Here is a 14,406-nt window from a genome sequence, read left to right as displayed (position 1 = left end):
GCAGGCTGCTGATTGGAGTCAGCAGGTCTGGAAATCGGCGATCGGGCCCAAAAAAGAATGGCCGATCGCCGGGCAAAAATGCATTTTTGCCCGGTAAAGCGGTCTTTCGCTGCCAGGATTGCCTGCCCTGGTGCCGGTCCTAGAAGATCACTACCGCAGCGGTGTACAATGGAGTATTGCGCACTGTATCTGAGGTTATCCATCGTGCTCACGGGCATCTCCGTCGTCTGTTTCGCCGCCAGCTACTCGGTCGCGTTCGCCCTGGAATTAACTCGTCTTTTTTTTCGAGCACGAGTCCGAACGGCGGTCATGATCGCCTTCGCTGCAGCCGGCTTATTTGCTCACACCGTTTACTTGATTTACGAGTTCCAACAACGCTGGGAAAATGGCATTGTCCTGGTGACTTGGTTCACCGGCTGCTTGTCGCTGGCTTGGATTTTCGTGGCGAGTTACCTGGCGAGCATGATGGTGCGTCAAAAATCGAGTACAGGATTGATAATCCTGCCGACAAGCTTAGCGCTCATTGCCGCCTCACAGCTATTTCCGCATTCTGCAGCAGGCATTCGCTACTGGGGTATCCTGCATGGCCTATCGATTGTGTTCGGCATTGCAATGGTTGTCATTGGCTTCGTTGCCGGGCTCATGTACCTGTTCCAATCTTATCGACTGAAGCAACAGAAGCTTCCGCCCACCTCCAGTGTTTGGCTACCCAGCCTGGAGCGATTGCAAACACTGAATGAGCGTTGTTTGTACGCATCTATTGGATTATTGGGCATCGGCCTGATCTCGGGCATTTTGTTGAACCTAACGCAAATGGGGGAACAGCAAGGCATTCCCTGGTCTGATCCAGTGGTTTTAGCCTCCATGGTTTGGATCACTTGGTTGCTGACGATGTTGTTATTCAACACATTCTATCGTCACAGCCGATCAGGACGAAAAGTGGCGTACCTGACCGTGGGCAGCTTTGTCTTCTTAGGCATTGTGCTGACCATTATGTTTTGGATGCCATCGGTCCATGTGGGCTCTCCGAGTCAGGTCCAATTTCTGGCACCTTCAACCGACCGATGGTTTGTCGTCACAAGGGAAGGTGTCTAGATGAAACTTCAACTTGTCGGCTGCAGCCATCACACGACACCGATTGAAGTACGTGAGCAACTCGCGTTTAGCCCGGATCAGATTCCAGTTGCTCTTTCGAAGCTCCGCAGCAGCTTTCCCAATACAGAAGCCGTGCTGCTTTCAACCTGCAATCGTGTAGAGCTTTACACGGCAGCCGAAGATGCGGCAGCGGCACCTCGCGACGATCAGATCATCGAGTTCCTGGCCGGATTCCACGGCCTGAAGGCGAACCAGATTGCCAACGATCTTTTCTTACGTGAACGGGATGAAGCCGTCCGTCACCTTTTTCGTGTCGCCGCAAGTTTGGACAGCATGGTGATGGGCGAAGCACAGATCTTGTCTCAGGTCAAAGAAGCCTATCGAGTCGCCAATGCGGGTGATTACACCGGTCCAATGACACATTCTGCCTTTCAAGGCGCGATGCGCGTTGCAAGTCGGGTCGCGACTGAAACGGCTATTCATCAGCGCCGCGTCAGCATCCCAAGTGTTGCAGTTGCGGATTTTGCCAGTCAGATTTTTGAGCGATTCGATGACAAGCAGGTATTAGTAATTGGCGCCGGTGAAATGGGGCGCGAGACCCTGACTTACCTGATCGATGCGGGTGTCCAGCATGTGACGATCATCAATCGCAATCGGCAACGAGCCGAAGAACTCGCGAAGGAATTCAACGGACAGACGGCCGCATGGAATGAATTGTCAACACTACTGGCGCAAGCCGATTTGGTAATTAGTACAACGGGTGCGAGTCAGCCCATCGTCACGCTCGAAGACTACCGTCGCATCGAAACGGCGCGGTATCAACGCACGCTGTTCATTTTGGACTTAGCGGTGCCGAGAGATTTTGATGCGGCTATCGGCGATTGCCTGGGTGTTTACCTCTATTCGGTAGATGATCTCCAGAAGACCTGCGAAAGCAATCGCAAAAAACGCGAAAAGGAGTGGCCCAAGGCACAACGGATCATTGATGTTGAAACCGATCGATTCTTGGCCAAATGGAATCACCGAATCACTGGTCCGACGATTCGCCAATTACACGAATCGACCGATCGGCTCAAACGAACCGAGATTGAGAGATTGATGAACAAACTTGGCGACGTCGACGAAGCAACGGAAAAAGAGATTCAGATGTCGTTCGATCGGCTTGTCAAGAAACTGCTCCATCCCCCGCTGGAATCCTTGCGAGATGAAGCAGAAAAAGGTACGCCTCATGGACTGTTGGATGCCCTGAAAAGACTTTTTCAACTGAGAGACTAGTGAATCATTGATGATTCACTAGTCAGTCGGCCATCGATTCAATCGCGGTTGCGACTACTCTTCTTTTCCGTCTTCTTTTCCGTCTTCTTTTCCGTCTCCTTTTCCGTCTTCTTTTCCGTCTCCTTCTTCTTCTTCCCACTCATCATCGTCATCCCACTCTTCTTCCTCCCACTCCTCCTCTTCGTCTTCCTTTCCTTCTTCATCGTCCTCTTCGACTTCTACCCATTCATCATCTTCGAAGCCATCGCTATCGGCCTCTTCGTCCCCGTCTTCATCTTCTTCGTCATCTTCGTCATCTTCGTCATCATCGTCTTTGTCGTCTTTGTCGTCGTCATCATCATCATCATCATCGTCGTCGTCGTGGTCTTCATCGTCGTGGTCTTCATCGCCGTCGTCTTCATCGCCGTCGTCTTCATCGTCGTCTAGTTCATCGTCGTCTAGTTCATCGTCGTCTAGTTCATCGTCGTCTAGTTCATCGTCGTCTAGTTCATCGTCGTCTAGTTCATCGTCGTCTAGTTCATCGTCGTCTAGTTCATCGTCTAGTTCATCGTCTTCATCATCGTCTTCATCATCGTCTTCATCATCGTCTTCATCATCGTCTTCATCATCGTCTTCATCGTCGTCTTCATCGTCGTCTTCGTACTCTTCTTCTTCCTCTAGCTCTTCGCCGTCCTCTTCTTCCTCTAGTTCATCGTCTTCCGCTCCATCGTCTTCCGCTCCATCGTCTTCCTCTTCGTCGATGTATTCGTATTCGTCTTCGTCGTAATCTTCATCTTCCATGCGAACTTCGCGATCGCTCATACGGTCGGACTCGATTTCAGTTGGCTTGTCATGTGGATGCTGTTCTTCTTGAACCGAGACGTTCACGTCAGATTCCTCCTCAACCACCGATCCCGTGGACTTGGGATCTTCCATTTCAATTGGCGTGCCGGACTTCAGCGGCAAACGGGCTGGCGTTAACGCCAGCCGATCGCATGTTGGCAAGTCGTCCAAATTGCGAAGCCCGAACACCTTCAAAAACTGTTTCGTCGTATTGTACAAATAGGGTCTTCCGAGTTCATCACTCCGGCCACCGACACGCACCAAATCACGCGACATTAACTGATTCAATATGTCACCGCAACTGACGCCTCGAATCGCTTCAATCTCGGAGCGAATCACGGGTTGACGAAAAGCCACCACGGCTAACGTCTCCATCGACGGTGCTGATAGCCGCAGTTGTGTTGGCACATGGTCCAGTCGACAAAGCCATTTCGCAAACTTTGCCCGTGTTGTCAACTGGAACCCACCGGCTACCTCTTGAATTCGGAAAGCTCGATTCATCTTATCCAGCCTTTCGTTCAATCGGCGCACTAGTGTACGAGCTTCCGTGCCGTCCGCCAAGTTGGCATACTGGCTCACTTTTCGACTCGAAAGCGGCTCCCTCGCCAAAAATAAAACCGCCTCCATTCGTTGCATTTTTGCCGCATCGGTATCCTCAGGCAACGATGGCTCGCTGGAGCCGGCCTGTTGGATAGCCGCCGGGCCCGTTGACGCTAGCGAGGCTATCAGGCCAGTCGACCAGTGCCGATAACGACAGGCAACACTTTTGAGCGCGATCGCCGGAATTGAACTTCTCGAAAGCATGTCGTTAATTCGTCGAATTTGCGAGTCTAGCTGGAGCCAAACCATCCAGAAGCTCACTTCTTACCAGCTGTCAACATCCGATTGGCAGTCTTTCCTAGGTCGACAGCGAGCGTCGGGCATCTTTGTCAACAACCATGGATTGTCGTTGAGAATCGACGGTACCAAATTCCGTCTTGTTGGGACAGCTTTCTCCTCACCGAACTGCCTGAATCACGTAAGTCTTTGACGCCCCGTCCTGAACCATTTGGCCATGATGAAAATTCCGGCTCGATTTCCGCTGGCGGATGCTGGCATGTTGGAAAGCCATTCCACCAACCAAGTCGCATTCAGTCCTCGGCGGTCGTCTGGAATAGACCGTTGGGACAGAATTTTTTCGGGCATCAAACGCCGTTTCGCGTTAGCTGTCAAACGGTTTCGTCGCTAAACGACTCCGTTTCCGCGACCGATCAACCGAGCCAGAGAACCACGCCGATTGTTTCTGAGCGAATCAGTCGCTCCGACCAAGGGGCTGCCTTCTCGGTCATGATCGGCAGAAATTCTGCAAAAAACACGGTTTTAGCGACTAAATTGGCAAGCTACTCGTGCGGAGATGGAACTTTCCACCTCATATTGAAAGCTCGCAAGCGATAGAATAAGAGGGCCTTTTATGTGTATCCCGGCCTGAAGCTTTCCAATGAATTCTGCAACGACTCCCAAAAAATCACCTCTTCAACGTCTTTTTCTCCTCATCGTCAGTCTGATACTGATGGCTGGTTTTTTCTTCTTTGTGATTCTGACCTTCGGTCAAGTTGCGGGAAGTGAGTTCGCCCCGGATGGATTCCGGCGACGCAATTTCTACTTCTATCAAATTCCCTTTTTGGAACTCCAAATCACGCCCGTTTTTCGTTCCGATTCCAGCAATAATTTGGAGGAACATTTAAAACTGAAAAAAATTGTGAGTTCCTCAAAAACAGCCCGTCGTTGGGATTCGGTCCTCGTGACAACGGGATCAGTCGTATCGGAGGGGGATGCGTGGATTCTCAGTAACTATCTCGATACCACAGATGCCAAAGGCAACCTTGTTTGGCTCACTTGGACCAAATCGGCCGAAAATAATCAGAAATTCAAACCCTTTTGGGCGGCAGTCCATCGTGCGGCCGAGTTAAAAGCTTACTTCATGATCCCGGATCTTTTTGGAGTAGCCGTTGATTCTCCGAATTCAGATCAATTCCAACTTAAGATCGATTCGGTGATGGTGGCAAATCTCACTGCGGCCGGAGATGACTATGCTTCGATCGGCGATCACCAACGGGCAAACGAGCTCTATTCGGTCGCAGTCGAGTTGGAACCAGCAAACAAAGGACTGATCGAAAAGCAGTCTCAGGCGCAGCAATTTATCGAAAAAACGAGAGCAACAACCGCGATAGAAGAATGAAATCTATCTACCTTGATCACAATGCAACGACCCCGATTGATCCGCGCGTCGTTGCCGCCATGCAGGATTGTTACGCTCGAATCGGAGCGAACGCGGGCAGCCAACACCGTGCGGGCCGAGCAGCTCGATTGACCTTGGACGATGCACGAGAGGCGATTGCAACTCTGCTAGGCGGGGAAATATCTTCGGCGGCTGATCAGTTCGTAATTACCAGTGGTGGTACGGAAGCCAATAATTTGGGGATTTTAGGTCGAGCACAGGGCGAACCTGGACGCATGATCATCTCTTCCATTGAGCATCCCAGTACGATTGCTGCGGCAGGTGAATTAGCACAACGCGGATGGCAGATTGATTGGTTGAAAGCGCTGCAAAGCGGTTCGATTTGTCTAACTCATCTGGAAGAGTTACTCCAAAACGGTCAGCCAGCCCGTCTGGTAAGTGTGATGTTGGCAAACAATGAAACTGGAGTCATCCAGCCCATCGGGGAAGTCGTCGAACGTTGCCGAGCCCATGGCGTTCCGGTTCACACGGATGCGGTTCAAGTTGCCGGCAAAACTCCGATTAAGTTTCGAGAACTGGGTGTCGACAGCCTCAGTGTCGCAGCTCACAAATTCCATGGTCCCGCCGGCATTGGCGGTCTGTTGGTACGAAATGGGAGTCAATTACGGCCGATCTTATTTGGCGGATCCCAACAACTTGGGATGCGACCCGGCACGGAACCGGTAGCGCTGGTGGTGGGAATGCTGGCGGCACTCCGTTTTTGGGCTGCGGAGTCATCGGAGCGACACGAGCGGATGGAATCGGGTCGAAAACGGCTAGAATCGGCCCTTTGTGAGGATTCAACCGCAGTGGTTAACGGCACGGATCCGCGGCTGCCACATACGCTGAATATCTCATTTTGCGGCCTGGATCGGCAGGCAATTCTCATGGCGTTGGATTTGGCAGGCGTGGCCTGTTCCACCGGATCGGCCTGTGCCAGTGGCTCGAGCGAACCTTCCCCCGTCTTGCTGGCCATGGGGCTCGATCCTGAGCGAATCGAGAGCTCCCTTCGACTTAGCCTGGGCGCCACCACGCAGCCGGAGGAGATTGAGGAGGCTGCTGTTCGTATCCTCAAGACTATCAAACATTTAAGGCAATCAGAAACAGCCGCAAATTCACGCTCTGAGCCTCGCGAAATACGACCAGAATCGGTATAATTCGGAGGTTCAGCAAGGGTCTTTTTTGTTCCCTACCGGAAGGTTGAAAACTCGCAGATGGAAAGACGTCGATTGGTTCGTTGACCTCGGACCCCATCCGCTCAGGCTTTGAGCGAATAACCGACGGCGTTTGAACAAGCAAATGGAAGCTTTGCAGAAGAGTTCAAACGCATTCTGATGAGCACAACGGATTCCTTCACGGAGGCAAGGTGACTGTCGGAATTGCCACGTTATCGTTGGAGCCAGTCTCCAAAGTGACAAGTCGTCGCTCCAAGGCGTCGGCTGAATCTGGTGCGCTGCTGCGCGAATTTCTATTAGGTCCGGAAAATGCGTTGATCAAAAATGGTATCGGACTAACCTTCGAAAACAACGCGCCCTCGTTAGCGATCCAATATCATCCGCTCCTCATCACCGCTCCGGCCGGCTACGGCAAAACACAACTGCTTCACGCGTTAGCGGCGACCTGGTCGCGGCAAAACGATCAGGAACAGGTGACACTTTTGTCGGCGAGTGAATTTGTACACAGTTACCTGGAAGCGATAAAGCTGGACGACGTTTCACAATTTCAACAACGCTATTGCCGACCCGGTCTCTTGCTGATTGACAACTTAAATGAACTGCGTGATAGTCCCAAAACCCAACATACTCTATCAAACATCATCGACCATCGACATCGGTTTGAACGGCCAACTGTTTTCGCCGCCTCGCAACCACTTCACGCGCTGAAGTTATCAGCCCGACTTGAAAGTCGACTGTCTCACGGCGTCTGCGTTCCCTTGCAACTACCGTCCGCAGATACTCGCAAAGAACTGCTGATGCGATTGTGCCAACAACGAAACTTGAAACTAGGCATCGAAGTTCAGGAACACCTCGCCAATCGCACCCAGACGTCCATTCCACAACTCATTGGACTGGTCAATCAGATTATCACTTCAAACATTGATCCGTCTTGTCCAGTTGAGTTTTCGCAGATCGAAAAATTATTGGATTCCGACATCGATCCCTTGGATCCAAGAAAGATCATCCGAGCAACGGCTCGACACTTCGGTTTGAAAGTCACCAATGTGACCGGAGCATCTCGTCGAAAAATGGATGCTCTCGCTCGAAGCGTTGCGATGTTTCTGATCCGAGAACTTACGCCCTTGAGCTACCAACAAATTGGTCAGCTGTTTCAGCAACGAGATCATTCAACCGTGATGCATGCGTGTAGAAAAGTGCAACGGATGATCGATTCTGACTCGACCACGCGAAGCGCAGTTCATGAACTAGAACGAGCCTTGTCGCCTCACGCGGCATGACAACAACGGAACAGGAGTGTGGGAAAGTTGTCGATCTACTGTCGTGAATATTGTCGATTACAAACTTGAATCCCGAAGTTCAGGTTCCACCGTTTCAAATGACGACAAATCGCTAACCAATCAACAGAACCCAACCGAGAACAGACAGGTTATCCACCAGCAATTAAGACTCAGTTGTAAACCAAAGTCGGTACCCTAGAACTAGTTATCGATAACAACCTTCAACTATCGACGGTAGCTATCGCGACTGTTACTACTACGACTGAATTTTTAAATAACTATTAGAAATAGAGTCACCGGAACGATTCACCGCGTGTGTAAGCCAAAAGGGAATGCAATGAAAATCAAATGCGAACGAGACAAATTGCTTTCTGCGTTTCAAGTCGCAGCCGGCGTGGCTCCGTCCAGAAGTCCCAAGCCGATTCTTCAAAATGTCAAGATCGAAGCAGCTGACAACGCGGCCGTGTTAATGGCAACCGATCTGGAGGTCGGTATTCGAATTGATATTGCCGAATTAGAGGTCGAAGTTCCCGGAAGTGCTCTGTTATCAGTCGCTCAATTCAAATCAATATTGAGTGAATCAAGCGATGCGACATTGCGGATCGAAGCAGACGAGCAGGGGGTTGTTGTCTCGGGTGACCGGAGTAAATTCAAATTGGCAGCAGGAAATCCTGCAGAATTCCCCAATGTGCCGGAATTTGGAGAAACCAAATATCACGAGGTACCGGCTCGTCTGATGAGGGAATTGATTCGTCGAACGCTTTTTGCCACGGACACTGAAAGCAGTCGTTACGCGCTGGGAGGTGTCTTACTCGAGATGCAAAACGACCGCATCATTGCAGTGGGGACGGACGGCCGTCGTTTGGCCAAAATGGAAGGTCCAGCCGTGTCGGTTGATGGGCACGCAACAGGCGATGCGATGACGATTGTGCCTTCTCGCTCCATGCAACTCATCGAACGAGCGTTGTCCGATGGCGATGCGGAAATACGGATCGCATCACGGGGAAATGACTTTCTGGTCAAAAGCCCGACTGTTACGATCACTTCTCGCTTGGTGGAAGGTCGCTTTCCACGTTGGCGCGATGTGCTTCCACAGCGGCCCGAAGCGGCACACATCGAAATTTCAGTGGGACCCATGCATTCGGCGTTACGTCAGGCAGCTATCGTTACGAGTGTAGATAGTCGTGGTATCGACTTTACGTTTGGAAAGGGTTCGCTTGTGCTATGTGGTTTGACCGCTGATGTGGGCGAATCGCATGTTGAATTACCAATTCCCTATGATGGTGAAGAAATCACACTCTGTCTTGATCATCGATTTGTCACCGACTTCCTCAAGGTGCTTGATCAGGAAAAAATCTTTACGCTCAATATTCTCGATACCGATAGCGCCGCACTGTTTGAAACGGATGATGGATATGGCTACGTCGTGATGCCATTGGCGCGTGACCGGCCGCAAGCCGCTACGGCTGAAACGGCGGGAACCGCCCAGTAACTGAAGTTTATTGATCGGAATCTCACAGGTTCCGAATGTTTAAGAATTGACTTAACAAGGCCAACGATGACGGGGTCAAAGCGCTACAATTCCAAGAAGTCGGAACCGCGTAAACGGGATGCGCGAAAATTGGCGGATGTGCTGCCTCAACTGATGGCGCGGCGTGGCTACAACCGTCTATTGGCACAGGAAGATTATTCGGAGGTTTGGCAGGAGATCGCAGGTCAACTTAGCCAGCACAGTCGACCCGGCCAAGTGCGCCGGGGAGTGCTGGAAGTGATCGCTACCAATTCGGCCGTCGTCCAAGAATTGACATTTCAAAAGCGACGTTTGACCAAAGCGCTCTCGGAAAGGATGCCCGATCAAAAAATTCGTGATCTACGTTTTGTCGTGGGTTCTATCCACTGACGTTGTCACGGACCGCACATGGAAGTTTAACCACAAAATTATTTCAAGGTTCTTATGAACGATTTAGAAAAACCAGAAGACAACGAGCCAAAAAGTTTGCACGCTGGAAATAGCGAATACACTTCAGAAGATCTCCAGCATTTGTCTGATCTGGAGCACGTGCGCGAGCGACCCAGTATGTACATTGGTGACACAACCGGTCGAGGTTTGCATCACCTAGTCTACGAGGTTGTTGACAATTCCATCGATGAAGCCATGGCAGGTTTCGCGTCCAGCGTGCAAGTGACCATCAACACGGATGGATCTGTGACGGTTGAAGACGACGGTCGAGGTATTCCAGTCGATCGGCATGAACAATTGTCGGAAGAGGCGGGCCGAGAGGTATCGACTGTTGAAGGGGTCATGACGGTCCTGAAATTCGGTGGAAAGTTCGAGAAAGGTGCCTACCAAACTTCCGGTGGTCTGCACGGTGTGGGCGTCACCGTGGTTAATTTTCTCTCTGAATGGTGCGAGGTCGAAGTTTATCGCGAAGGGCATGTCTATCAGCAAGAGTACCAACGTGGAATTCCACAGGGCCCAGTCAATCGTGTGGGGGCAACCAAAAAAGAAGGTACGAAGACCACGTTCAAACCCGACACCCAGATTTTTCAGACTACCAAATTTGCCTACGACACGCTCTTCAAACGACTCCAGGAACTAGCCTTCTTGAACCGGGGTGTGAGGATCATTTACCAAGATCACCGTAACAACGAAGGTGAAGAGTTTCATTATGAGCGGGGAATTCTCGATTTTGTTGAGCATTTGAATCGAGCGAGTGAGCCGATTCACAGTGATGTGATCTATTTGGAAGGTGAATCGGAAGGAGTTGGATACGAGATTGCCTTGCAGTATTCCAGTGAATTCACCGAAAATATGCACACCTACGTCAACAATATCCACACCCACGAAGGTGGAACCCACGTGTCAGGCTTTCGCTCTGCTTTGACGCGTTCCTTGAACACGTACGGAAGGAAGGAAAATCTATTTAAAGATGTGACACCGTCTGGAGACGACTTTCGGGAAGGCTTAACGGCGGTCATTTCGATGCGTGTCCCGCACCCGCAATTCGAAGGTCAAACCAAGACCAAGTTGGGCAACAGTGAGGTGGAAGGAATTGTAAATTCGTCTGTAGGTGAATTCCTTGCCAAGTACTTTGAAGAAACGCCGCGTTCCGCAAAGATAATCATCAGAAAAGGAATGTTGGCCGCCGAAGCACGTGAAGCGGCCCGCAAAGCAAAAGCTCTCTTACGAGAACGAAAAGGGGCCCTCTCCGGTGGTGGCCTGCCAGGCAAACTGCGTGACTGTATCAGCAAAGATATGGAACGCTGTGAACTTTATCTGGTGGAAGGTGATTCGGCCGGCGGCAGTGCAGAAGGAGGTCGATTGCGGCAGTATCAGGCAATTCTTCCGCTCCGAGGTAAGATCATCAATGCGTATAAGTCGCGTGAAGATAAGGTCTTGGCCAATGAAGAAGTGCGCAGCATGATCCAAGCGATCGGTGCCGGCATCGGATCCGAACAGGATATTTCAAAACGCCGGTACAACAAAATTATTATCATGACAGATGCCGATGTGGATGGATCGCACATTCGTACGCTCTTGCTCTGCTTTTTTTATCGGCAAATGTACGAATTGGTGTCCAAAGGTCACGTCTATGTTGCTCAGCCACCTCTGTTTCGAGTGAAACAAAAGAAGCATACGTATTACGTGCAGACGGACGATGAGATGAAGACCCAGCTGCTTGAAAAAGGCTTGGGTGATTCTGTCTTGGATGCCGGTGACGGCAACCTAATCGATGGTGAAAGCATGGCTAAGCTTTGCCAGATTCTTGCAGCGATGGAGGAATCACTTGTTGTCTTGGAACGCCGCGGTATCGCGTTGAAAACGCATGCTGAGCGCATGGATTTTGAGTCCGGAAAGATGCCGGTCTACCATGTGTTTGTTGGCTACCATGAGTACTGGCTGAACAGTCGTAAACAATTGGAGGAACTGGTTGCCAAGACAGAACAAGAAACAGGTAACGAGTTAACCGTGGATGATTCATCGACGGATGAAAACGATGAATCCTTGGAAGACCAAAGCACGAAGCTTCAGATTACAGAATTTCATGAAGTTCGCACTATCAACAACGGCCTTGCCGATTTAGCGAAACACGGATTCGACATCCAATCACTGATTCCACAGGATCGAACCGGAATCGAGGATCCGCGCTATGTGCTGCGTCGGGGCGAAAACGAGATTCCTCTGGAAGATCTCCGAGGTCTGTTACTTGCCGTGCGAGCTGCAGGTGAAAAAGGCTTACAAATCACCCGGTTTAAAGGTCTTGGCGAAATGAACGCCGAGGAATTACGCGAGACAACGCTCGATCCAGAGAATCGGACGTTGTTGAAGGTGACGATGCAGGATGCGGGAGCAGCGGATGAAATGTTCCGCGTTTTGATGGGAGACAAGGTCGAACCTCGACGCGAATTCATTGAAAAACATGCGTTGGACGTTCGTAATCTGGATGTTTAGTGTTTGATCGGGTGATCACGCTCGCTCGCCGAAAGTGAACCTCAAAAGCGGAAATAGAGTCAGTCCAAAAAGAGCGTGTTTTGGTGACGAATCAGTCGAGATTGGTTCGGAGCAAGCAAACCGCAGCGAAAATCCCAACCGATGGGATCACAAACGGGTGAGTCCAGCCGTTGTATTGGACGGTTGGGTTCGACTGCCGGCGGGTCGGTAACGCCTTTCCAAAAGAGCATCACTTTGTCAGACGAGCAAGGCACGCAACCCTTTGGGCTCTGCTTCTGGTTGGCCTATGCAGCGAACACCGCCCTGATGGTTGGGGTGAGTGCACTCTTCCGCTATGCCGATTTCGTCACCTATCTTGGCGGCGATGAATACGAATTAGGATGGATTGTGGGCATTGGGATGCTGGGTGCGATCTTGATGCGCGTATTTCAAGGAGTCGGTATTGACCGTTATGGCGCAGGCAACATTTGGATGGTGTCTGTCGCCTTGGTTTGCCTCAGCACGTATGCTCATACCTGGGTCGAATCGCTCACCTTTCCCGGCGTGTACCTGGCACGAATTCTTTACACGACAAGTTTGGCAGGAGCGTTCGGATCATCAATTACCTTTATCTCTTCACGAGCACCTCACCATCGTACCGGAGAGATGATTGGAGCTCTGGGATCATCGGGATTTGTTGGAATTGCCTTAGGCCCCGTTGTGGCAGACTGGCTGTTTTCATTGTCCGGTAGCCCACAACTTCATGTCCACAGAATGTTTATCTGTGCAACTGCGATGAGTGGCCTTGCTTTTGTCTTGGCCTTGCTGGCGAATCGCGCGGGCGTTGCACGTCCGGTCGTCAGTCGTCGTTTGCCGCTGTTGCCAATTATCCGCCGTTATCATCCGGGTATGATTTTGATCGTTGGAATTGCGATGGGTGTTGGGATTGGAATACCATTCTCATTCGTGCGCACTTTTGCAGATGAATTCAAAATCGATCAGATTCAGAGCTACTTTTTGGTCTATGCGGCGGTCGCTTTCATCGCACGAATCCTCTGTCGTCATTGGCCCGATCGGTGGGGAGTGAAACGTTCGATATTACTTGGCCTTTTCTTTTTAACCAGTAGTATGGTTTCTTACCTTTTGGTTCGGGATGTCTGGTCGTTGATGATTCCGGCCAGTTTGGGCGGTTTGGCCCATGCGTTTGTCTTTCCGGCTGCAATGACAGGCGGTAGTCTTTCTTTTCCAATCCGCTATCGTGGCTTGGCGACCACCTTGATGCTGACGATGTTCGACCTTGGCAGTTTGGTTGGTCAGCCCGTTGTTGGTTCGATCGTGCACTTTGCCAAGTTGTTCGGTTGGCCCGCCTATCCAACGATGTTTTTGTCAGTAGCGGTCTTTCTCGCCACAGTCACCGTGATCTTCGCGATCAGTTTTCGACAGAAAAAGACGGGTGTTCGACCGAGACCTCGAGCGATTCGTAAGCAAGTTTCGGCCGTTCTAAAAGATGACACGCTCTTAACCAGCCAGACCGGGGAGGATCCCATCCTGTCCACTGCTGGGGAATGATTGACCTGGTGGACAGTAGAAAGGCAAGTGCCAACAGGATCTAACAGACAGTGCTGACGATTCTGTAATTGTCAGAGCCAGCTGATGTCCCAGGTTAGATTGAAGGATCAAAAGACGGTTCCGGTAGCTTAGCGACAACAACACCTACTGGTTGTTAGCAGCTCCGTCGTTCTCCGGACGCCATTGTTTGAGACGATTGTTCAGAAACTCCAATGCGAGTTCGGAACGCTTTACTTTTTTCTCACGAGCTTTTAGTCGTGTTCGGAGCTCCTCAAGCTCTTGTCGTTCTGCTTCCAATTGTGCGGTGATCCGATCAACTTCTTTCGACAGCAGGTCAGCGACTTGATTTCGAAGTTGCGGACTGACCTCTTGAACAACTTCTTGAATTGCCGCCTCTTTGGGCTCCTTACCTTTTTCGTCCTGCGCCTTCAGCATTGAAGAAGTTGTCAGCAGCAGACCGCCGAGCAGCAGCAAGCAGGAACGTCTCATGGTGGCGTCTCT

General features: G+C 50.9%; 11 protein-coding genes. 9 read left to right on the top strand and 2 right to left on the bottom strand.

Features of this window, described 5'->3' with window-relative positions; genetic code table 11:
- Positions 1 to 204 precede the first annotated feature (204 nt).
- Positions 205 to 1,095 (top strand): hypothetical protein, encoded by an 891-nt coding sequence (locus P8N76_03710; protein MDG2380757.1) that lies wholly within the window; start codon positions 205 to 207, stop codon positions 1,093 to 1,095.
- Complete coding sequence (gene hemA / locus P8N76_03705) at positions 1,096 to 2,370, top strand: glutamyl-tRNA reductase (protein MDG2380756.1); 1,275 nt, start codon at positions 1,096 to 1,098, stop codon at positions 2,368 to 2,370.
- A 54-nt stretch (positions 2,371 to 2,424) separates the two neighbouring features.
- On the opposite strand, the gene scpB is transcribed toward hemA, so the two are convergent.
- Positions 2,425 to 3,996: an SMC-Scp complex subunit ScpB gene (scpB, locus tag P8N76_03700; protein MDG2380755.1), complete on the bottom strand. Its 1,572-nt coding sequence runs from the start codon at positions 3,994 to 3,996 to the stop codon at positions 2,425 to 2,427.
- A 673-nt stretch (positions 3,997 to 4,669) separates the two neighbouring features.
- Here scpB and P8N76_03695 point away from each other — a divergent pair.
- The 7 genes from P8N76_03695 to P8N76_03665 all read left to right on the top strand — a co-directional run bounded on the left by P8N76_03695 (position 4,670) and on the right by P8N76_03665 (position 13,905).
- A complete protein-coding gene (locus tag P8N76_03695) occupies positions 4,670 to 5,410 on the top strand; it encodes a hypothetical protein (protein MDG2380754.1) in 741 nt (246 codons plus the stop codon).
- Positions 5,407 to 6,606, top strand: coding sequence for a cysteine desulfurase family protein (locus tag P8N76_03690; protein ID MDG2380753.1), 1,200 nt, complete (start codon positions 5,407 to 5,409; stop codon positions 6,604 to 6,606). Before P8N76_03695 ends, P8N76_03690 begins: the two co-directional genes overlap by 4 nt.
- Before the next feature lie 209 nt (positions 6,607 to 6,815).
- A complete protein-coding gene (locus P8N76_03685; protein MDG2380752.1) occupies positions 6,816 to 7,904 on the top strand; it encodes a DnaA/Hda family protein in 1,089 nt (362 codons plus the stop codon).
- Positions 7,905 to 8,241: 337 nt separating this feature from the next.
- Positions 8,242 to 9,396: a DNA polymerase III subunit beta gene (gene dnaN, locus P8N76_03680; protein ID MDG2380751.1), complete on the top strand. Its 1,155-nt coding sequence runs from the start codon at positions 8,242 to 8,244 to the stop codon at positions 9,394 to 9,396.
- Positions 9,397 to 9,462: 66 nt separating this feature from the next.
- Positions 9,463 to 9,804: a DUF721 domain-containing protein gene (locus P8N76_03675; GenBank protein MDG2380750.1), complete on the top strand. Its 342-nt coding sequence runs from the start codon at positions 9,463 to 9,465 to the stop codon at positions 9,802 to 9,804.
- 54 nt (positions 9,805 to 9,858) lie between these two features.
- Entirely contained in the window at positions 9,859 to 12,357 is a 2,499-nt protein-coding gene (locus P8N76_03670; GenBank protein MDG2380749.1) for a DNA gyrase subunit B, read from the top strand.
- Positions 12,358 to 12,498: 141 nt separating this feature from the next.
- Entirely contained in the window at positions 12,499 to 13,905 is a 1,407-nt protein-coding gene (locus P8N76_03665) for an MFS transporter (GenBank protein MDG2380748.1), read from the top strand.
- Positions 13,906 to 14,049: 144 nt separating this feature from the next.
- On the opposite strand, the gene P8N76_03660 is transcribed toward P8N76_03665, so the two are convergent.
- Positions 14,050 to 14,394 (bottom strand): hypothetical protein, encoded by a 345-nt coding sequence (locus P8N76_03660; GenBank protein MDG2380747.1) that lies wholly within the window; start codon positions 14,392 to 14,394, stop codon positions 14,050 to 14,052.
- Between the last annotated feature and the right edge of the window lie 12 nt (positions 14,395 to 14,406).

This window comes from Pirellulaceae bacterium (assembly GCA_029243025.1).
Classification (GTDB): domain Bacteria; phylum Planctomycetota; class Planctomycetia; order Pirellulales; family Pirellulaceae.
Note: the sequence above shows the minus strand (reverse complement) of the source record. Positions and strands in the feature narration are given on the sequence as shown.

What these genes read in the sequence shown, in the direction of transcription:
- hemA (MDG2380756.1), top strand. Translation starts at nt 1,096, where the DNA reads ATGAAACTTCAACTTGTCGGCTGCAGCCATCACACGACACCGATTGAA.
- scpB (MDG2380755.1), bottom strand. Translation starts at nt 3,996, where the DNA reads ATGCTTTCGAGAAGTTCAATTCCGGCGATCGCGCTCAAAAGTGTTGCC.
- P8N76_03695 (MDG2380754.1), top strand. Translation starts at nt 4,670, where the DNA reads ATGAATTCTGCAACGACTCCCAAAAAATCACCTCTTCAACGTCTTTTT.
- P8N76_03690 (MDG2380753.1), top strand. Translation starts at nt 5,407, where the DNA reads ATGAAATCTATCTACCTTGATCACAATGCAACGACCCCGATTGATCCG.
- dnaN (MDG2380751.1), top strand. Translation starts at nt 8,242, where the DNA reads ATGAAAATCAAATGCGAACGAGACAAATTGCTTTCTGCGTTTCAAGTC.
- P8N76_03675 (MDG2380750.1), top strand. Translation starts at nt 9,463, where the DNA reads ATGACGGGGTCAAAGCGCTACAATTCCAAGAAGTCGGAACCGCGTAAA.
- P8N76_03670 (MDG2380749.1), top strand. Translation starts at nt 9,859, where the DNA reads ATGAACGATTTAGAAAAACCAGAAGACAACGAGCCAAAAAGTTTGCAC.
- P8N76_03665 (MDG2380748.1), top strand. Translation starts at nt 12,499, where the DNA reads ATGGGATCACAAACGGGTGAGTCCAGCCGTTGTATTGGACGGTTGGGT.
- P8N76_03660 (MDG2380747.1), bottom strand. Translation starts at nt 14,394, where the DNA reads ATGAGACGTTCCTGCTTGCTGCTGCTCGGCGGTCTGCTGCTGACAACT.